The organism is Stenotrophomonas sp. Ps181 (genome assembly GCF_025697425.1).
GTDB classification, from domain to species: Bacteria; Pseudomonadota; Gammaproteobacteria; order Xanthomonadales; family Xanthomonadaceae; genus Stenotrophomonas; species Stenotrophomonas sepilia.
In genome coordinates this window covers 254345-274423 of record NZ_JAHWBI010000005.1, presented here as the reverse complement: position 1 = coordinate 274423, position 20079 = coordinate 254345, and the positions used below count along the sequence as shown (strand labels likewise).

The 20079-nt window shown below is 69.1% G+C and carries 16 protein-coding genes; 8 read left to right on the top strand and 8 right to left on the bottom strand.

Annotated features, from left to right (window positions below; all coding sequences use genetic code 11):
• Nucleotides 1–77: 77 nt before the first annotated feature.
• Nucleotides 78–281: a YdcH family protein gene (locus KXV01_RS13850; protein WP_005421068.1), complete on the bottom strand. Its 204-nt coding sequence runs from the start codon at nucleotides 279–281 to the stop codon at nucleotides 78–80.
• A 91-nt stretch (nucleotides 282–372) separates the two neighbouring features.
• Between KXV01_RS13850 and ttcA the strand changes: the two genes are divergently transcribed.
• The 3 genes from ttcA to KXV01_RS13835 are packed head-to-tail and all read left to right on the top strand — an operon-like array spanning nucleotide 373 to nucleotide 3074.
• On the top strand, nucleotides 373–1293 hold the full coding sequence (gene ttcA / locus KXV01_RS13845) for a tRNA 2-thiocytidine(32) synthetase TtcA (protein WP_170944947.1): 921 nt from the start codon (nucleotides 373–375) through the stop codon (nucleotides 1291–1293).
• Between the two features lie 36 nt (nucleotides 1294–1329).
• A complete protein-coding gene (locus KXV01_RS13840; protein WP_005421064.1) occupies nucleotides 1330–2235 on the top strand; it encodes a recombination-associated protein RdgC in 906 nt (301 codons plus the stop codon).
• A 59-nt stretch (nucleotides 2236–2294) separates the two neighbouring features.
• The gene (locus KXV01_RS13835) at nucleotides 2295–3074 is read left to right on the top strand and encodes a SprT family zinc-dependent metalloprotease (RefSeq protein WP_049438735.1); all 780 of its coding nucleotides are present in this window, start codon (nucleotides 2295–2297) and stop codon (nucleotides 3072–3074) included.
• 156 nt (nucleotides 3075–3230) lie between these two features.
• Here KXV01_RS13835 and KXV01_RS13830 read toward each other — a convergent pair whose 3' ends face one another.
• A complete protein-coding gene (locus tag KXV01_RS13830) occupies nucleotides 3231–4097 on the bottom strand; it encodes a methylglyoxal synthase (protein WP_049416084.1) in 867 nt (288 codons plus the stop codon).
• Between the two features lie 167 nt (nucleotides 4098–4264).
• Between KXV01_RS13830 and KXV01_RS13825 the strand changes: the two genes are divergently transcribed.
• Nucleotides 4265–6673 (top strand): response regulator, encoded by a 2409-nt coding sequence (locus KXV01_RS13825; RefSeq protein WP_262223679.1) that lies wholly within the window; start codon nucleotides 4265–4267, stop codon nucleotides 6671–6673.
• Here KXV01_RS13825 and KXV01_RS13820 read toward each other — a convergent pair.
• The 3 genes from KXV01_RS13820 to KXV01_RS13810 all read right to left on the bottom strand — a co-directional run bounded on the left by KXV01_RS13820 (nucleotide 6659) and on the right by KXV01_RS13810 (nucleotide 13208).
• Nucleotides 6659–8104 (bottom strand): FAD-dependent oxidoreductase, encoded by a 1446-nt coding sequence (locus KXV01_RS13820; protein WP_263467871.1) that lies wholly within the window; start codon nucleotides 8102–8104, stop codon nucleotides 6659–6661. The two genes, KXV01_RS13825 and KXV01_RS13820, sit on opposite strands and share 15 nt — an antisense overlap.
• 85 nt (nucleotides 8105–8189) lie before the next feature.
• Nucleotides 8190–12644, bottom strand: a complete 4455-nt coding sequence (gltB, locus tag KXV01_RS13815; RefSeq protein ID WP_049438733.1) for a glutamate synthase large subunit — start codon at nucleotides 12642–12644, stop codon at nucleotides 8190–8192.
• A 174-nt stretch (nucleotides 12645–12818) separates the two neighbouring features.
• Nucleotides 12819–13208, bottom strand: coding sequence for an I78 family peptidase inhibitor (locus KXV01_RS13810; protein WP_032954733.1), 390 nt, complete (start codon nucleotides 13206–13208; stop codon nucleotides 12819–12821).
• A 111-nt stretch (nucleotides 13209–13319) separates the two neighbouring features.
• Between KXV01_RS13810 and KXV01_RS13805 the strand changes: the two genes are divergently transcribed.
• Nucleotides 13320–14378, top strand: a complete 1059-nt coding sequence (locus KXV01_RS13805) for a DNA topoisomerase IB (protein ID WP_263467870.1) — start codon at nucleotides 13320–13322, stop codon at nucleotides 14376–14378.
• On the opposite strand, the gene KXV01_RS13800 is transcribed toward KXV01_RS13805, so the two are convergent.
• Entirely contained in the window at nucleotides 14366–14674 is a 309-nt protein-coding gene (locus tag KXV01_RS13800) for a hypothetical protein (RefSeq protein WP_049438731.1), read from the bottom strand. The two genes, KXV01_RS13805 and KXV01_RS13800, sit on opposite strands and share 13 nt — an antisense overlap.
• A 196-nt stretch (nucleotides 14675–14870) precedes the next feature.
• Here KXV01_RS13800 and KXV01_RS13795 point away from each other — a divergent pair, with 196 nt between their 5' ends.
• Entirely contained in the window at nucleotides 14871–15977 is a 1107-nt protein-coding gene (locus tag KXV01_RS13795) for an SDR family oxidoreductase (protein WP_111096544.1), read from the top strand.
• 39 nt (nucleotides 15978–16016) lie between these two features.
• On the opposite strand, the gene KXV01_RS13790 is transcribed toward KXV01_RS13795, so the two are convergent.
• Entirely contained in the window at nucleotides 16017–17084 is a 1068-nt protein-coding gene (locus tag KXV01_RS13790; RefSeq protein ID WP_164282681.1) for a serine hydrolase domain-containing protein, read from the bottom strand.
• Between the two features lie 191 nt (nucleotides 17085–17275).
• On the opposite strand from KXV01_RS13790, the gene KXV01_RS13785 reads away from it, so the two are divergent.
• The gene (locus tag KXV01_RS13785; protein ID WP_072167402.1) at nucleotides 17276–17662 is read left to right on the top strand and encodes a BlaI/MecI/CopY family transcriptional regulator; all 387 of its coding nucleotides are present in this window, start codon (nucleotides 17276–17278) and stop codon (nucleotides 17660–17662) included.
• A 3-nt stretch (nucleotides 17663–17665) separates the two neighbouring features.
• Complete coding sequence (locus tag KXV01_RS13780) at nucleotides 17666–19657, top strand: M56 family metallopeptidase (protein WP_263467869.1); 1992 nt, start codon at nucleotides 17666–17668, stop codon at nucleotides 19655–19657.
• A gap of 67 nt (nucleotides 19658–19724) precedes the next feature.
• Here the strand turns inward: KXV01_RS13780 and KXV01_RS13775 are convergent, their stop codons facing one another.
• Nucleotides 19725–20045: an I78 family peptidase inhibitor gene (locus KXV01_RS13775; RefSeq protein ID WP_049416109.1), complete on the bottom strand. Its 321-nt coding sequence runs from the start codon at nucleotides 20043–20045 to the stop codon at nucleotides 19725–19727.
• Nucleotides 20046–20079: the final 34 nt, after the last annotated feature.

Here is a 20079-nt window from a genome sequence, read left to right as displayed (position 1 = left end):
GGCAATGCGGTGGGTGTGGACCTCGGTCCACACCTTCCAGCCGTGCCAACCAGGGTTGGCACCCATCCGAACCCGGCTCAGGCCGGCTCGTCGGGAATCTGCAGGCTTTCCAGCCTGGCGATGCAGTCCTTCAGCTGCAGCTTGCGCCGCTTCAGGCGCTTGGCTTCCAGTTCGTCCTCGCCGTTGGCCGCCATGCGGGTGATCTGTTCATCCAGCAGGCGATGCTCGGCGCGCAGGGCGGCGAGGTGCTCGACGATCTCGGCGGGGCTGTAGGTATCCACAGCCTCCGAGCATACACAGCGTTGATGACTGCCGGGAGAGGGGAAACCCGACCCCCGGCCGGGGCGGCTCCGAGCCGTTAGAATGGAACCCATGAGTGCCGTGATTTCCCTTCCCGATCCCCAGCCGCGCGCCGCCCGCGATCCGCGCGTGGCCGAGCGCGAGCAGCACAAGCTGGCCAAGCGCCTGCGCCGCCAGGTCGGCGAGGCGATTGCCGACTTCGGCATGATCGAGGCCGGCGACAAGGTGATGGTCTGCCTGTCCGGCGGCAAGGACAGCTACACCCTGCTGGACGTGCTGCTGCAGCTGCAGAAAAAGGCGCCGGTGCCGTTCGAGCTGGTGGCGGTGAACCTGGACCAGAAGCAGCCGGGCTTCCCCGAGCACATCCTGCCGGAATACCTGGCAGGGCTGGGCGTGCCGTACCACATCATCGAGCAGGACACCTATTCGGTGGTCAGCCGGGTCATCCCGGAGGGCAAGACGATGTGTTCGCTGTGCTCGCGCCTGCGTCGTGGCGCGCTGTACAACTACGCTGAGACCCACGGTTTCACCAAGATCGCGCTGGGCCACCACCGCGACGACATGGTGGCCACGTTCTTCATGAACCTGTTCCACCACGCCAAGCTGGCGGGCATGCCGCCGAAGCTGCGCAGCGACGACGGCAGGCACGTGGTGATCCGGCCACTGGCCTACGTGCGCGAGAGCGACATCGTCGACTACGCGCAGGCACGCCAGTTCCCGATCATTCCCTGCAACCTGTGCGGCAGCCAGGAGAACCTGCAGCGCCGCCAGGTCGGCCTGATGCTCAAGCAGTGGGAGAAGGACCATCCGGGCCGCATCGAGCAGATCGCGCGCGCCATGGGTGAAGTCCGGCCCTCGCAGCTGGCCGACACCACCCTGTTCGACTTCATGGCGCTGGGCCGTCGCGACGACACGCCGCTGCCCGACGCCCATGCCTGGCTGGCCGGCTCCCCGGCCGACGCCGACGCAGATCCCGAGACGCCCACCGTTTAAGGTCGGTCGCCCTTCCTCTTCGCCATCCGGAATTCCATGTTCTTTCGCAACCTGACGTTCTTCCGTTTCCCGACCACCACCGATTTTTCCGAAGTCGATACCCTGCTGCCGCACGCCGTGCTCAAGCCTGTTGGCGCGCTGGAAATGAATTCCCGCGGCTTCATTTCGCCGTTCGGCCGCGAGGAGAAGGAACTGCTCTCCCACCGCATCGCCGAACACCTGTGGCTGACCGTGGGCGGCGAGGACAAGATCCTGCCGGCGGCGGTGGTCAACGACCTGCTCGAGCGCAAGCTGGAGGAGATCGAGGAGAAGGAAGGGCGGCGCCCGGGTGGCCGCGAGCGCAAGCGCATGAAGGACGACCTGCTGCATGAACTGCTGCCGCGCGCCTTCGTGAAGTCCTCGCGCAACGACGCCTTCATCGACCTGCAGCACGGCTACGTGGCGGTGGATACCTCCAGCCGCAAGACCGGCGAATACTTCATGTCCGACATCCGCGGGCTGCTCGGCAGCTTCCCGGCGATGCCGCTGAACGCCGAAGTCGCGCCGCGCTCGATCCTGACCGGCTGGATCGCCGGCGAGCCGCTGCCGACCGGGCTGAGCCTGGGCGAAGAGTGCGAGATGAAGGATCCGGTCGAAGGCGGCGCGGTGGTCAAGTGCCAGCACCAGGAACTGCGCTGCGACGAGATCGACAAGCACCTGGACGCCGGCAAGCAGGTGACCAAGCTGGCGCTGATCTTCGAGGACAACCTGTCCTTCGTGATCGGCGACGACCTGATCGTGCGCAAGCTGAAGTTCCTCGACGGCGCCCTGGACCAGCTGGAGCATGCCGACGAAGACGGCCGCCGTGCCGAGTTCGATGCCCGCTTCGCCCTGCAGAGCGCCGAGATCCGCCGCCTGTTCCTGTTGCTGGAAGAAGCGTTCAAGCTCAGCAAGGCTGACTGAACAGGCAGCCCGACGGTCGCCGGTCATCCGGCGGCCCGAAGCAGCGCTATGCTGGGCGCATGAGCCGTCTGCTGCGCCGCCTGATCACTCCGACCCCGCCCGCCACCGTACAGCGCGATACCGTTCGCCTGCGCCTGGAGGATGCCGAGATCGAGGTGCTGCGCGTGCGCGATCCACGCGCGCGCCGCATCAAGCTGAGCGTGGACGAGCGCGGCGCACGCCTGACCCTGCCGCCGCGCGCAAGCCTGGTGATGGGCGAACGCTTCCTGGAACAGCACCGCGACTGGCTGGCGCTGCAGCTGCGGCAGTACCAGGGGCAGGGCCTGCCGCCACCGCTGCAGCCCGGCGAAGACGGCGTGCTGCCCCTGCGCGGCGAACTGCTGCCGCTGCGCTGGCAGGAAGGTCGCTACGCGCGGCTGGAGATCGACGCGCACGGCGCCTGCGTGCAGTGGCCGACCCGTGGTGGTGACGCCACCCTGCGCCGCCTGCTGCGCGAGTTCTATGAAGCGCAGACCCGCGCCGACGTCGGCCGCTGGCTGCCGAAGTACCTGCCCACCCTGCCGCGCGCCCCCAGCCGCCTGCGCCTGAAGGTGATGTCCTCGCAGTGGGGCTCGCTGGCCCCCGATGGCAGCATGGCCCTGGACCTGGCCCTGGTGCTCGGTCGTCCGGAAGCGTTCGAGTACGTGCTGGTGCATGAACTCTGCCACCTGATCCAGCCGAATCATTCGCCCGCGTTCTGGCACGAAGTCGAACAACGTTTCCCCGCGTGGCGCGAGCAGCGCGACTACTTCCAGCTGGAAGGCCGCAGGCTGAAGGCGATGCTTCGCCAGCTGCTGTAGAGCCGAGCCGATGCTCGGCTGACGCGGGTGGCGAAGATATCCAGCCCTCGCGATCAACAGCAGCCGAGCATCGGCTCGGCTCTACAAAAGCGCGACCCAACCTGATGATCGTGCAGCCCCACCCACCGCGAGGGACTCAGCCGTTGGCCGAAACCCTCACCCCGCCCGCAATGCCGCCGCGGCCGCCCACCGCGCCGCCACCCGCGGCGCGGTGATGCACACCGCCTGGTCGGTCACCGTTGTCACCGCGCGCTCCAGCAGCTGGATATCGGCCTCGTGCTGGCGTGCCACATGCGGGTCCTCGAAGAAGATCGCGCGCTGGCAGCGCCCCTCCAGCACACGGTCAGCAATCTGCGCATCGCCGCCCATCGGGCCACTCTGGTAGCGCGTCACCCACGGCGTATCGCTGGGCCAGCCGCGGCTCCAGGCCAGCTCGTTCAAGCGCTGGCCGGTGGTGCCGGTCGCCACGCGCTCGCCGAACCGTGCCAGCACATCGAAGTGCTCGTCAGCGAAGGCCAGCATTGCCGGCTTCATCGCGTCGTGCGCGATCAGCGCCAGCGTCTGGTGCTGGAAGGCATGCAGATCGTCGGCACCGGCATCAGCGGCCAGCCCGGCGTGGACGCGTTCCACCTCGATCCAGTCACGCGCAGTGGCCACGGTTGAAATGAACGGCTTGCCGTGGATCACGCACTGCCGCTTGAGCGCGGTTGCCTCCGGAAACACCGAGGAAGGATCGACCGGGTCGATCAGGTAGATCGCGCCGTCCAGGGTGCGCTCCGGCCCCATGCCAACCACTTCGGCCACCAGTTTCATCAGGCCACCCTCGCGTCCGTAGGGATACCGGTGCAGGCCGCCGTAGCCGGCCAGGAAGCCCTGCCGTTCGATCGCATCGTGGGTGCGCCCGACCGCGTGCAGCGATACCCCCAGTTCACGCAGCCCGGCCTCGCTGGCACGCAGCCAGCGGAACAGCGCGGCGCGCGCATCGTGGTGATGGAGACGGTTGGCGGCCAGGCCGATACGCATCGAGCGCTCCGTAGGGACGGGTAGAAGCGGCAGTGTATGTCGGCATTCGCCGATAGGGATGTTTTTCCAATTTTTCTCATTGTCGCGGAAGCGCGCCTCGCTAGCGTGGCTGGCAGCGGTACCGCTGCGCGGCCGTGGTTCCTGCCCGCGAAATGAGGATGTCTACCGTGAATGTCGCCGGCCGCCGCGCCGTCGCCGCTGTCATGGCATCGCTGTTGCTGCCCGGCATCGCTGCTGCGTCCGACTGCGCGAGCCCACTGCAGGTGGCATGGCGTTCCGATCGGCCGCCGCTGTCATACAGCGTGCAGGGCGACCTTGCGGGGGTGGCTGCGGATTACCTGCCCCTGCTGGGCCCGCAGGCGCTGCAGCATGCGCAGCCGTTGCCCGCAGCGGTGCTCACCGATGACCCGCTGCCGGCTGGCACCCAGGTGCTGCTGGGCTGGCCGCGCGCACAGCTGCCGACCGGCTGGGTGGCCAGCAGCCCCTACCTGGAAGTGCCACAGGTGATCGTGCGGCGCGAGAGCGCGGCAGCCGTGCTGGGGCTGGAGGACCTGCGTGGGCGCAGCGTGGCCAGTCCGGACCGGCTACCGCTGGAGGCACTGCTGGCCGAACAGGCCCCGGGTGCGCAGCTGCTGGCACCGGCGCCGCTGGACCACGCGCTGTCACTGCTGCGCGCCGGGCTGGTCGATGCGGTGGTGGCCAATCTCGCTGAGGTCGAAGCCGCGCTTCGCGCCGTGCCGGGTGACCCTCTGGTGATCGCAGCACCCGCTGGCTTCGGCGATGCACTGGTGCTGGCCGCCGTACCGGCCTGCGCCGCGGTGGTCGCTGCCTTCGACCGGGAGCTGCAGCGGGAGGGCGATGCGCGTCGGGCGTCGGTTCGCAGTGCCTGGCTGCCGGACCTGCCACGTGCGCGGCCCGCCGGTTCGGCACTGCGCTGGCTGGTGCCGGTGTCGCTGATCCTGCTCGCGCTCATACTGCTGCATGCCTTCGGCTACTGGCGCGTGCATCGCGAGAGCGTGCGTCGCCGGGTACTGGAGCAGCGCTTGCATGAAGTCACCGCGAACCTGCCGGCGGTGGTCTACCAGGCGCGCCGTTCGGCAACCGGCCACTACAGCCTGGCGCAGATCGCCGGCGACGTGCAGGCGCTGTTCGGCGTGGCCGTGGAAACTGAGCGGATCGACCATCTGCAGCTGCTGGCGGCCGTGCATGCCGGTGACCGCAGCCGGGTGATGGCGAGCATCGAAGCGGCCGCGCTCGTGCGCGGTCCGATCGACGTTACCTTCCGCACCCGGTCGGCGCAGGGCTGGCGCTGGGTCCGATCACAGGGACGACCGTTGCCGTGCGATGACAGCAGCGTGGAGTGGAGCGGCTACTGGATGGACGTCAGCGAAGCCCAGGCGCGTGCAGCGGCGTTGGCCGAGGCGCGCCGCGCGGCCGAGCAGGCGGCGCTGGCCAAGGGCCATTTCCTGGCGACCATGAGCCACCAGATCCGCACGCCGATGAGCACCCTGCTGGGCATGCTGGAGCGGCTGGCTGGCACTGACCTGGATGCGGGCCAGCGGCAGGTGCTGACCACCGTGGGTGACGCTGCGCAGATGCTGCGGCAGATCCTCGACGATGTGCTGCACAGCCAGCGTCTGCAGCCGGCACCCCTGCAGCTGCGTCCGACCGATCTGGCGGCGCTGGTGCGCGCGGTGCAGCAGCTGTTGATGCCGGTCGCGGCCAGCCGCGGGCTGCACCTGTGCAGCGAGATCGACCCGGCGTTGCAGCCCTGGTCGCTGGCTGACGGGCTGCGCCTGCGGCAGGTCCTGTTCAACCTGGCCGGTAATGCGCTCAAGTTCACCCTGCAGGGAAGCGTGGTGTTGCAGGTCCAGGTGCTGCAGCAGCGCGACGGCGGCCAGCGACTGCGCCTGCAGGTGACCGATACGGGCGTGGGCATCAGCGTGGAGCGCCAGCAGGCGGTGTTCGCCGCCTACGAACAAGCCGAGACCTCGACCACGCGTCGCTTCGGCGGCAGTGGGCTGGGCCTGTCGATCTGCCGTGAGCTGGCGGCATCGATGGGCGGGCAGCTGCACCTGCGCAGCGTGCAGGGCAAGGGCACCACGGTAGGGCTGGATCTGGATCTGGCGGCCTCTGTGGCAGCCAGGGACGCACCAGTGCCCGCGAGGGCTGCGCCGCGGGCGCTGCCGCCGGCGCGGGCGCTGGTTGTCGAGGACCATCCGACCAACCTGCAGTTGCTGGAGCAGCGCCTGTGCGAGCTGGGGCTGCAGGTCTACACCTGTAGCGACGGGCTGCAGGCATGGGAGGCCTGGCAGGCGCAACCGTTCGACCTGGTGATCACCGACTGCCATATGCCGCACATGGATGGCTTCGCGCTGGCGCGCGCGATCCGTCGCGATACCCGCGCTGCCCGTGCTCCGGTGCCGATCATTGCGTTGACCGCCAGCGTGCTGGAACGCACGCGCGAGGCCTGCCGTGAGGCGGGCATCGACCACTTCCTGGCCAAGCCAGTGGAGGCGCACGAACTGCGCGCGCTGCTGGAAGTGCTGCTGTTGCCGGACTCAGTGCGCCAGTAGGCGGACGATGCTGGCAGCGGCGTCGCGGCCTTCGGCCACCGCAGTTACCACGAGATCGGCACCACGCACCGCGTCGCCACCGGCGAACAGGCGTGGATGCGCGGTCTGGAACGGCAGGCGGTCCCTGCCACCGGCGAGGATGCGGCCATTGGGCTGGCCTTCCACCCCCAGTTCCGCCAGCCACGCCGGCACGCTCGGCGAGAAGCCGAAGGCGATGATCACCACGTCTGCCTCCAGCAGCGATTCACTGCCTTCGATCGGCACCGCGTTCTGGCGGCCATTGGCATCGGGCTCGCCCAGCCGGGTCTCGACCACGGTCACGCCGATCACCTCGTCGTCGGCGCCGGCTTCGATCGACAGCGGCTGCCGGTTGAACAGGAAGCGCACCCCTTCCTCGCGTGCATTGGCGACTTCGCGCGCGCTGCCGGGCATGTTGGCTTCGTCGCGGCGATAGGCGCAGGTGACCTTGGCCGCGCCCAGCCGCACCGCACTGCGCACGCAGTCCATACCGGTATCGCCTCCGCCCAGAACCACCACGCGCTTGCCGTTGAGGTCGGGCAGGGCGATGGTGTCTTCCCAGCCGGCGATCGGCCGGCCCTTCGGATCATCGCCACCGACGATGCGGCTGTTCTGCACCAGGAACGGCAGCGCCGGCAGCACGCCCTTCAGGTCCTGGCCGACCAGGCCACCATCGGTATAGCGGTAGGCGCCGGTGCCGATGAACACCGCATCGTGGCTGTCCAGCAACTGCTGCACGCTGACATCACGGCCGATCTCCACGCCGAGGCGGAACTGCACGCCCATGCCTTCCAGTACTTCACGGCGGCGATGGATCACGTCCTTGTCCAGCTTGAAGCTGGGAATGCCGAACTGCAGCAGGCCACCGATCTGCTCGTAGCGGTCGTAGACCACGGCGGCAATGCCGGAGCGTGCCAGGCGGTCGGCACAGGCCAGCCCGGCCGGGCCGGCACCAATCACCGCCACACTGTGGCCGGTCGGCTGCACCGCGCCCAGGTCCGGGCGCCAGCCACTGGCCAGTGCGGTATCGACGATGTACTTCTCCACCGCGCCGATGGTGACCGCGCCGAACTCCTCCAGCGTGCAGCTGCCTTCGCACAGCCGATCCTGCGGGCAGACCCGGCCGCACACTTCCGGCAGCGGATTGGTGCTGTGGCACAGCGTGGCGGCCTCGTGGATGCGGTTTTCCTGCACCAGCTGCAGCCACTGTGGAATGGCGTTGTGCACCGGGCACTTCCAGCTGCAGTAGGGGTTGCCGCAGTCCAGGCAGCGGCCCGCCTGGTACTGGGCGTCTTCCTTGCCGAACTTGCCGTAGAGCTCGCCCCAGTCGCCGGACGTGCGCAGTTCCACCGGGATGCGCTGCGGCATGGTGCGGGGCAGGTCGAGGAACTGGAAGGCGTGCTTGCGGCTCATGGCGGACTCTGTGGTGTTTTCCGGATGCCGGCCAGCGGCCGGCACTACGTGATCCTGGGATGCCGGCCAGCGGCCGGCACTACCGTTATGCGGCGCGGCGCAGGGTTTCGGTCAGCGACTCGATGCTAGCGGCCTTCGGTTTGACCAGCCAGAACTTGCCGATGTAATCGCGGAACTCGTCCAGGATCTGCTGCGCCCAGATGCTGCCGGTCAGCTCGCGGTGGCGGCCGATCAGGCGGTGCAGGTGCTGGCGGTAGTTCTCGAAGCCTTCGGCGGAGACGCGATGGATGTCGATCAGCTCGTGGTTGTAGCGGTCGACGAAATCGCGATCCACGTCCAGCACGTAGGCCAGGCCACCGGTGAAGCCGGCGCCGAAGTTCAGCCCGACCTTGCCCAGCACCAGCACCACGCCATCGGTCATGTACTCGCAGCAGTGGTCACCGGCACCTTCCACCACTGCCAGCGCGCCCGAATTGCGCACCGCGAAACGCTCGCCGGCGCGGCCTGCGGCGAACAGCTCGCCACCGGTAGCGCCATACAGGCAGGTGTTGCCGATGATGGCGGTGCTGCGTGCCTCGAAGCGGGCGCCACGCGGCGGACGCACCACCAGCCGGCCGCCGGCCATGCCCTTGCCGACGTAATCGTTGGCTTCGCCTTCCACTTCCAGGTGCAGGCCCCCGACGTTGAAGGCCCCGAAGCTCTGCCCGGCGCTGCCGCGGAAGCGCAGTTCCAGCGGTGCCTCGGCCATGCCCTGGTTGCCGTGCGCGCGCGCCACCGCGCCCGCCAGGCGGGTGCCGATGCTGCGGTCGGTGTTGTGGATCAGGAAGCGGTGCTCGCCGCCGCGCTTGTGCTCGATGGCCGGGGCCAGCAGCCCATCCATCTGCGTGGCCAGGCTGTCCGGCGATTCGTACAGGCGCTGCGCGGCGCAGTGGCTGCCTTCGTAGCGGCTGTCGGCCAGCAGCCGCGACAGGTCCACGCGCACGCCGTCGCGCGGCGCGGCCTCGATCTGCCGCAGCAGGTCGGTGCGGCCGACGATCTCTTCCAGCGAACGCGCGCCCAGGTACGACAGCCAGCCGCGCACTTCCTCGGCCAGCAGCCGGAAGAAGTTCTCCACGCGTTCGGGCTGGCCGGTGAAGTGGTTCTCGCGCAGGCGCTCGTCCTGGGTGGCCACGCCGGTGGCGCAGTTGTTGAGGTGGCAGATGCGCAGGTACTTGCAGCCCAGCACGATCATCGGCGCGGTGCCGAAGCCGAAGCTGTCCGCCCCCAGCAGCGCGGCCTTGACCACATCCAGGCCGGTCTTCAGGCCGCCATCGGTCTGCAGCAGGGTGCGCCCGCGCAGGTCGTTGGCCAGCAGCGCCTGGTGCGCTTCGGCTACGCCCAGTTCCCACGGCACGCCGGCATAGCGGATCGAGCTGACCGGCGACGCACCGGTGCCGCCGTCATGGCCGGAGATGGTGATCAGGTCCGCACCGGCCTTGACCACGCCTGCGGCAATCGTGCCGACGCCGGCATGGCTGACCAGCTTCACCGACACCAGCGCGGTCGGGTTGACCTGCTTGAGGTCGTAGATCAGCTGGGCCAGGTCTTCGATCGAATAGATGTCGTGGTGCGGTGGCGGCGAGATCAGGCCGATGCCCGGACGCGCATAACGCAGGCGTGCGATCAGCTCGTTGACCTTGTGCCCCGGCAGCTGGCCGCCCTCACCGGGCTTGGCGCCCTGCGCGACCTTGATCTGCAGCACTTCGGCATTGACCAGGTATTCGGCGGTGACGCCGAAGCGGCCCGAGGCCACCTGCTTGATCTTGCTGCGCTTCGCGGTGCCATAGCGTGCGGGATCTTCGCCGCCTTCGCCGGAATTGCTGCGGCCGCCGAGGCGGTTCATGGCAATGGCCAGCGCCTCGTGCGCTTCCGGCGACAGCGCGCCCAGGCTGATGGCGGCGGTATCGAAGCGCGGGAACAGGGCGCTGGCCGGGGCGACCTCGTCCAGCGGCACCGGCGTAGCGGCCGGCACCAGTTCCAGCAGGTCGCGCAGCGCCGATGGCGGGCGCGCGTGCACCGCATCGCAGTACTGCTGCCACGCACGCGGGTCACCGCTGCGCGCGGCGCGCTGCAGGGTGGTGACCACGTCGGGGTTGTACATGTGGTACTCGCCGCCGTGCACGTACTTCAGCAGGCCGCCCACATCCACGCCCTGCTGCGCATCCCACGCCTGCGCGCACAGCTCGCGCGCGTCGGCATCCAGGCGGGCGAAGCCGGCGCCGCCGATGCGCGAAGCGGTGTCCGGGAAGCACATGTCCACAACCTCGGGTTCCAGGCCGATGATCTCGAACAGCTGCGCGCCGCGATAGCTGGCCACCGTACAGATGCCCATCTTCGAGATGATCTTCGACAGGCCCTTGTAGATGCCCTTGCGGTAGCGGCGGCCGATCTGCGACTGCTCGCCGCCCTTGCTGAGCTTGAGGATGCCGCGTCGGCCCAGGTCGAACAGGGTCTGATAGGCCAGGTACGGATACACCGCGGTGGCACCGAAGCCGAGCAGGCAGGCCATGTGGTGTGGGTCGCGCGCGGTACCGGTCTCGACGATGAGATTCACGTCGCAGCGCAGGCCCAGCCGCGAGAGGTGGTGGTGGATGGCGCTGGTGGCAAGCAGGGCATGCACCATCGGCCGACCGGCCACCGGGTAGCGGTCGGACAGCAGCAGCATCACCATGCCCTCGCGCGCGGCCTGTTCGGCCTCGGCACAGATGCGCTCGATGCCGGCACGCAGGCCCTCGTCTTCGCTGTAGGACAGGTCGAGCAGGCGGTTGGCCTGCACGTACTGGTCCATCTTCAGCAACTGGCGCAGCTTGCGCTGGCTGAGCACCGGCGAATTGAGGATGACGTGGTTCACCGTCTCCGGGCCGGCATGGAAGATGTTGGTCTCCTTGCCAAGCTGGGTGGACAGCGACATCGCGCAGTCTTCGCGGAGCGGATCGATCGGTGGGTTGGTGACCTGCGCGAAGGCCTGGCGGAAATAGTCGTACAGCGGACGGCTGCGCTGGCTCAGCACCGCCATCGGTGTGTCGTCGCCCATCGAGCCGGTGGCTTCCTGCTCGGTCTCGGCCAGCGGCCGCAGCACCTGTTCCACTTCCTCGCTGCTGAGCTGGTAGAGCTTGTGGTAGCTGCGCAGGGTGCTTTCGTCGAACGGCTCTTCCACCAGCGACGGGTCGATCAGTTCGGTCTGCAGGTAGGTGACGCCCTGCTGCAGCCACTGCTTGTACGGCGCGCGGCCGCGGTTGATGCGGTCCACCGCGTCCGAATCGAGCAGGTCGCCGCGCTTGAGGTCGATGGCCACCATTTCGCCGGGGCCGAGCTTGCCCTTGCGCACCACGCGCTCGGTCGGCACTTCCCACACGCCGGCTTCGGAGGCGACGAGGAAGTGGCGGTCGGCGGTCAGCATCCAGCGCGCCGGGCGCAGGCCGTTGCGGTCCAGCGTGCACACCGCGTAGCGGCTGTCGCAGGCGACGATGCCGGCCGGGCCGTCCCACGGCTCGCTGTTGAGGCCGTGGAATTCGTAGAACGCGGCCAGGTCGGGGTCCTTGAACTCCAGCGACTGGGTGGCCGGCGGCACCAGGATGCGCAGCGCCTGGATCAGCTCCATGCCACCGGCGACCATCAGCTCCAGCATGTTGTCCAGGCTCTGCGAGTCCGAACCGTGCATGGAGATCACCGGATCGAACTCGGCGATGTCGAAGCGCGGCGTCTTCCACACCTTGCTGCGCGCCTGCGCCCAGCGACGGTTGCCTTCGATGGTGTTGATCTCGCCGTTGTGGGCGAGCATGCGGAACGGGTGGGCCAGCGGCCAGCGCGGCAGCGTGTTGGTGGAGAAGCGCTGGTGGAACACGATCGCGCTGGAGGCCAGTTCGCGGCGTTGCAGGTCCGGGAAGAAGCGGCTGAGCTTGTCCGGCAGCACCATGCCCTTGTAGCTGATCGCATCCGGGGTGAGGGTGGTGACGTAGAAGTCGGCATGGTCGCGCAGCTGCTGTTCGCTGCGGCGGCGGGCCAGGAACAGCGCCAGCGCGAAGCCGGCATCATCCTGGCCGACGCCGGCGTCGACGAACACCTGCTCGATGCGCGGCAGGGTATCGCGCGCCAGCTGGCCGCAGACGCTGTCGTCGGTCGGTACCTCGCGCCAGCCGGCGACCTTGCAGCCGACCGCTTCCACCTGCGCCTGCAGCTGGGTGCGGCAGGCGTCGGCGGCCTCGGTGTCGTGCGGCAGGAACACCAGGCCGGCAGCGAAGCGCGCGGCGACGGCGATGCCGGCTTCGCTGGCCAGCAGTTTCAGGAATGCATCGGGGCGGCGCAGCAGCAGGCCACAGCCATCGCCGGTCAGGCCATCGGCGGCGACGCCGCCACGGTGGGTCATGCGCGAAAGCGCGGCGATGGCGGTATCAACCAACAGGCGCGAAGGTTGATCGTCGAGCTGGGCGACCATGCCAAATCCACAGGCATCGCGCTCGGAGCGCGGGTCGTAAAGCCCTTGGCGGTTGCGGGGGGCCATCTCTACCTCGATGCGTATAGGGTTGGCGGCGACACTCGTCCCCGCTCATTCCCTGGAGCGCATCGTGAGGCCACCGGATGCCTCGACTAGATCACAGGTTGCTGCAGCGCCGCAATACACGGTTGCAGGTGCAACAGAACGCGCCGGCAACCCCGTGCCGGCGCGCGGTCGAACTCAGCCGCAGCGCACGCCGCTGACCAGGCCCTTGTCGTCCACTTCGATGTTCAGGCGGTCGCCGAGGAACTCCATGGTGGCTACGTCATTGGGCTTCATGACGCGCAGCTGGTGGGCACCGGCATCTTCCTGCGCCTGCTTGCCCAGCGCGTCGGCGTAGGCCTGGCCGACCAGGCTCTGCACCTGGCTGGCATCGCAGGTGCCGACCGGCGGTGCCTCGGTGGCCTTGCCGGTTTCGTCGGCCGGCGCCTTGGCGGCTTCGGCCGCCTGCTGGGCATGGGCCGTGGCCGAATCCTGTTCATCCAGCGCCGGAGCCTGGCAGGCGGTCAGGGCCAGCACGGCCGGCAGCAGCAGGGCGGAGAGCGAACGGGCGCGAATCGGGAACGACATCATGACTCCGGAAGGGATTGTGAAAGCCCGAGCATAGCGGCGAACCGACCCTCACGTGTTTGTCTTCTGTTATCGACAGGTTCGCGGCATCGCGACGGCGACACTGCGGTCATGCCAACCTCCCCTACCCCCGAACGACAGGCCGCGCGAGCGGCCGGCCTGCGCTATGTCGATGACACCCAGCCCGGCATCAGCCGGCGCCGCGCCGGCAAGGGCTTCAGTTACCGCGATGCCGATGGCCACACGGTTCGCGATGCCGCCACCCTGCAGCGCATCCGTGCGCTGGCGATTCCACCTGCGTATACCGCCGTGTGGATCTGCGCCCACGCCAACGGCCACCTGCAGGCCACCGGCCGCGATGCGCGTGGACGCAAGCAGTATCGCTACCATGCCGATTGGGCGAAGGAGCGCGATGCCGGCAAGTTCGACCGCATCATCGCCTTTGGCGAGGCGTTGCCCACCTTGCGGCGGCGGCTGTCGCGTGATCTGAAGCAGCCCGGCTTCCCGCGCGACAAGGTGCTGGCGGTGGTGGTGGCCCTGCTGGCCGACACCCTGGTGCGGGTGGGCAACGAAAGCTATGCACAGGAAAACAAATCCTACGGGCTGACAACGCTGCGCAACCGCCACCTGGACCTGCTGCGCGGTGGCCGCGTGCGCATGCGCTTCCGGGGCAAATCCGGGCAGTTGCACGAGGTGGTGGTGGGCGATCGGCGGCTGGGCACGCTGGTGCGCGGCATCCAGCAGCTGCCCGGGCAGGCGCTGTTCCAGTACCGCGACGACGAAGGCGCGCTGCAGCCGGTGGATTCCGGCGCAGTGAACGACTACCTGCGCGAGGTGATGGGCGAAGACTTCACCGCCAAGGACTTCCGCACCTGGGGCGGCACGCTGGCGGCGGTACAGGCATTCGCCGCCACCGAACTGCCGGAACCGGCCAGCCAGCGCGCGCTGGCCAGGGCGCAGCGCGAAGTGGTATGCCAAGTGGCGGCACGGCTGGGCAACACGCCGGCCGTGTGCCGAAAGGCCTACATCGACCCGTGCGTGTTTGCCGGCTGGGAGCGCGGTGAGCTGGCCTCGCTGGCTGGCCTGCGCGGCCCGCGGCAGTGGGAGCAAGCCACGCTGAAAGTGCTGCGCCGGGCGCGGCGGCTCAGTCGCAGTCGTCAGCCGCAGTAGATCGCAACGATGTTGTTGGTCCGGCCCTTCTCGATGGTCAGGCGGTCGCCGCCTTCGCTGGCCGGCGGCACCCGCGGGCCGTCATGGCGCAGTACCCGTACGTGCAGGCTGTCACTGTCCACGCGTGCGCGGGCCACGGTGGCGTCCGAGGCGGCCAGGCCCACCGCGCCGCGCACCCTGTCGCTGTGGCACTGGCCGGAAATCACGCCGTCGATCGGCTGCACCTGGGCCATCGGCGTGCTGCTGCAGGCGGCAAGGGCAAAGCAGGCGGCGGCGGTGGCGATGGCAAGTTTCATGGCGGCGGTCCTTGTGTGATTGCGTGCAGGGTGCGACGTCAGACGTGGTGGCGGAATGAATGCCGTGCACATCGTGGACACGGCGCGCTCACTGCCGCCAACAGCGTGGGTGGCGACACTGCAGGAGCGGCATGGGCCGCCCCCCGGTAGTGCCGGCCGCTGGCCGGCAGCCCCTTTCCCTCCCGAGGAGACCTGCATGGCCACCACCAGGAAGACCCCCGCCCGCCGTAAGGCATCGCCGAAAGTGCGTAAAGGCAGCACCCCGACCGAGGCGGTCGCCGACCCCGATCGCCCGCGCGTGGTGAAGACCGCAACCCGCAAGGCGGCCGCCAGTGATCCGCGGGCGGCACGCGTCGCTGCACGGCAGCGGCGCCTGCAGGACCAGGAGAAGGCCAAGGACGCCCGCGCGGCCAAGAAGGCAACAAAGAAGACCGCGACCCAGGCCGGCGCACGCCGGCAGCCGGAGGCGATGCCGGCGCAGCAGCTGGCCAAGCCCGGACACGAGCACGAACTGGAGCTGGCGCCCCGTTTCCTTGCGCCCGACTACGCGGGCAGCGGCAAGCTGCAGGGCATGCGTGCGATCGTCACCGGTGGCGACTCCGGCATTGGCCGTGCGGTGGCAGTGTTGTTCGCGCGCGAAGGTGCGGATGTGGCGGTACTGCACCTGGACGAGCCCGAAGACGCGGACATCACCCGCCAGCACGTGGAACGCGAAGGCGGCCGCTGCGTGGTAATCGCTGGCGATGTGCGCGATCCGCGCTTCTGCAACAAGGCCGTCAAGCAGGTGGCCAAGGCGTTCGGCGGCATCGATATCCTGGTCAACAACGCCGCGTTCCAGCTGCACTGCGAGCGCCTGGAAGATCTGGAAGACGCGCACCTGCAGGAAACGCTGCAGACCAACATCGGCGGCTACATCCAGATGGCGCGTGCGGTACTGCCATATCTGGGCGAGGGCGCGAGCATCATCAACACCGGTTCGGAAACGGGCATCTTCGGCAGCAAGGCGCTGATCGATTACTCGGCGACCAAGGGCGCGATCCACGCGTTCACCAAATCGCTGGCCAGCCAGCTGCTGCCGCGCGGCATCCGGGTCAACTGCGTGGCGCCGGGGCCGGTGTGGACGCCGCTGAACCCCGCCGACAAGCAGGCCGAAGACGTGGCGGAGTTCGGCAAGGACAGCGACATGGGCCGGCCCGCGCAGCCCGAGGAGCTGTCGCCGGCCTACGTCTTCCTGGCCTCGCCGGCCTGTGCCAGCTACATCAGCGGGGTAATCCTGCCGGTGATGGGTGGACCGCGTGGGTGAACAAGCACTGCCGGTAGTGCCGGCCGCTGGCCGGCAGCCTCAGGGCACGGTCACCGCAGGCGCATAAAGATCGGCAATGCGTGGAATGAACTGCTGCGGATTGGCACCGACAAGATTGGTCAGCACCACGACCGCCACGCCGCGCTCGGGATAGACCACGAAGGCCGAGCGCGCACCGCCGATACCGGCCACCTGAAGGTCGGGCGATGCGCGTAGTACCGCCCAGCCACCCGCCCACGGGCCGGCACGGCCATCAGCGAGGCGCTCTGCGCTCCACATCCGCCGCAGGGCCGTTTCCGGCAGCAGGCGGCCTTCGGTCAGCGCGGCCAGCCAGCGCGCGGCGTCGTCGGCGGTGGTGAGGATGCCGCCACCGGCCCAGAGCGAAGGCGGTATGTCGTAGAACCAGTGCGACAGGCGGGACGGTGCATCCGCAGCATCGGTGGCACGCGGGGCCAGGCTGTACATCGTTGCCGCGTCCGGAATCAGGTCGTAGCTGTCGCCGAAGGTGGTGCGGGCCATGCGCGCGCTGCTGAACTGGCGCGTGGCCAGGAAACGTTCGTAGGGCATGCCGGATTGCTGCGCGATGATCCGTGCCAGCAATACGTAGTTGGTCTGGTTGTAGGCGAAGCGCTGCCCAGGCGCCGCTTCCAGCGGTCGAGCTGTCACCGCCGCCCATGCCTGTGCTTCGGAACCTCCGCCCAGCAGCCCGTTCGCATCAAGGATGTCCGGAAGGCCGGAGGTATGCGCCAGCAGCTGGTGTACGCGTACGTCTCTCCACGCTGGCGGAAGATCACCCAGATATCGCGAGGCCGGCGCGTCCAGATCCAGTTGCCCCTGCTGGGCCAGCTGCGCGGCCGCCACGCCGGTGAATGCCTTGGTGGCCGAATTGAGCGGGAAGCGGGTGTCGCGCGAGGCAAGCACACCGTTCTCCACGTTGGCCAGCCCGTAGGCTTCGGAGAGCACGATCTGCCCATCCTTGACCACCGCGATCTGCAATCCCGGGATGCGCTGCTCCAGCATGATCTGGCGGATCAGGCGGCGGGTCTGGTCGTTGGCCTGGTCCTGGCTGGCAGAGACGGCGGCGAAGGGCAGGGCACTTATGAGCATGAGCAGGACTCGGAGCATTGGGCGGGACATGCGGAATTCCAGCGGGGCGTTGCGGATCGGATGCGGCGGGCGGGTCAAAGGTTTAAGCGCTCGGTGGCGCCTACCGTTCGTCGGCCCATGACTTCCGGGGGGTTGACTACAGATGTCGTCAAGCTGACAGTGACGACACGTGTAGTCAAGGGAGTGGTGTCATGCGCGGCAAGACCATCGGGGACCAGGAACTGGCCCTGCTGCAGTACATCGATGAACATGCGCCGGCCAGTGTCGGTGAGGTCGCCAGTGGCTACGGCGAGGCCCGTGGGCTGGCTCGTTCCACTGTGCTGACGATGATGGAGCGCCTGCGGGCGAAGGGGTATCTTCAGCGTCGGCAGCAGGACGGCGTCTACCGCTACCAGGCCACCCGTGGCCCGCAGAGCGTGCTGCAGGGCGCGGTGGCGCAGTTCGTCGACAACACCCTGCAGGGCTCGGTGTCGCCGTTCGTGGCCTATCTGTCGCAGCGGCAGAAGGTCAGCGACAACGAGCTGGCCGAGCTGGAAGCGCTGGTCGCCCAACTCCAATCGCGTCGCCACGAGGGCTGAGCCATGGACACCACGATGCTGATCCCGATGCTGGAACGCCTGGGCTGGACCAGCCTGCAGACCGTGCTGCTGGTGGCGCTGGTGTACGGCCTGTGCCGCGCGCTGCCGTCGCTGTCGGCGGCGACCCGCTGCCGCCTGTGGTGGCTGGTCTCGCTGCAGGCCGTGCTCGGCCTGTTCTGGAGCCAGCCGTTGCAGTTGGCCTGGCTGCCTGCCCCGCAGGCGGTGGCGATGACCGCGACCGACGTGGCCGCTGACATCGTCTACCCGCTGGCCCCGGAGGCCTCGGCACAGTTGCTGGCCGCGATGCCGATGCCTGCAGCGGACGCGCCGGCAGTGGCGTGGTGGGCCGTCGCGCTGGCCGCGCTGTGGGCATCCGGCGTGCTGCTGATGGCGCTGCGTACCTTCGGTGAGTGGCGTCGCTGCCGCGCGCTGCTGGCAGCGGCCTATCCCTGCGAGGACCAGGCGTTGGTGCAGGCCCTGCAGCTGGCTTCCGATGCACATGGTGTGCGGCCTGCGCCGCGGTTGTGGATGAGCACGCAGGTGGACGCACCGCAGCTGGTCGGTCCGTTCCGCCCGGTGCTGCTGTTGCCGGCTGGCGACAATGCCCTGCAGGGCGACGCGCTGGACCTGGCCCTGACCCACGAACTGCAGCACCTGCAGCGGCGGGACCTGCAGTGGGGCCTGCTGCCTGCGCTGGCCCAGCACCTGTTCTTCTTCCATCCGCTGCTGCGCCTGTCGGTGCGTGAATATGCACAAGCGCGCGAAGAAGCGGTGGACGCAGCGGTGGTGGGCCAGCACGCTGCCAGCCGCCAGGCCTATGGCCGACTGTTGCTGCAGCTGGGGGTGGCACCGCAGCCGCACCTGGGCGTGGCCAGTGCCGCGCCGGATGCCACCAGCCTCAAGCGTCGCCTGCTCTCGTTGCAGCCACGCCGTGCCTGCCCCCGCATCCTGGCGATGGCGTTGACGGCGGCCGTGGTACTGGTGGGTGTGGCGCCGATGCGGCTGGTCGCTGCGCCGGTACCGCCGGCACCGCCCGCGCCACCGGCGGCACCCAAGGTCGTGGCGCCGCCACCGCCGAAGGCTCCCAAGGCTCCGGCCGCACCGCCCTCCGCCGCGGGCGTGCCGGCGGCCCCGGCCGCGCCTGCAGCACCGGCCGCGCCGGCCGAACCCGCTGACGCGACCGGGCCCGACGATGCCGATGTGGCCGAAGTCGACGATGCCACGGGCATGGCCGAAGACGATGAAGGCGCGACGTCGGCCGCCACCTCCATCACCACCTACGGTCGCCTCGACCTGGGCAGGTCGCCCCGGGAGGCCTTCGTTCTGGTTGATGGTGATTCGACCTTCGCCAACGGCGGCATGGATGACGTGACGGTGGCCCGCAGGCAGCTCGGCAAGGGCCCGGCGTTGTGGTTCCGCCAGGGCGACAGGCGCTACGTGGTGCGTGACCCGATGCTGATCCAGACCCTGCAGCGTGCCTACAGCGGTGCCGTAGAGCTGGGCCGCCAGCAGAGCGAACTGGGCCGCCAGCAAAGCGTGCTGGGTCGCCAGCAGGGCGAACTCGGCAGGCAGATGGGTGAAATGGGCCGCCTGCAGGGCGAGGAATCGCGCCGCATCGCACTGATCGCCGCCGAGGCCACGCGCAGTGCGATGGCCGCGCATGACATCAACCGCGAGGCGGCGGCAGAAGCGGCAAAGGCGGCGCGGGGCGCGACCCACGATGCGGCCGTTGCCCGCGAGGCTGCACGTGACGCCGCCGCACAGGCACGTCGTGCGATGCGGGACGTGGACAACGAAACCGCGCGGGCCAGCCACACCCGCGACATGCAGCGCCTGGCCAGCCAGCAGTCCGAACTGGCCAGCCGCCAGGCAGCGCTGGGCAGCCAGCAGGCCGCGTTGGGCGAGCGCCAGGCACGCGTGCATGCGCAGGCATCGCAGCAGGCGCAGCAGGTGATCGCACGCGCCCTGGCCAGTGGCAAGGCCGAGCGACTCTGATCGGTAGTGCCGGCCGCTGGCCGGCAATGTGGGGTGCCGGCCAGCGGCCGGCACTGCCCTGGGCCGATCAACCGCAGCTGGCGCGTTCGATGCGGTTCTGCGCATCCACCTGCACGGTCACGCGGTCCTGGCGGAAGTCCATGGTCACCGCCATGCCCGGCTTGACCACCCGTGCACCGCGCGCGCCGCTGGCGGCCACCAGCTTCTTGATGGTGGCTTCGTCAGCCGTCTTGCCGGTGAAGGCCTCGAGCGCCTCCGGCTTGCATTCGTGCGCGGCGTCGGCCACGGGTGCTGGCGCTGGCGCGGCATCGAGGGCGGTGCTGCTGCCGGCGTGGCTGCAGGCGGCCAGTGGCAGGATGGCAAGCAGGGCAAGCGGATTGAGGCGCATCGTCGGGCTCCAGGCGTGGATGGTGGCGGCAGTG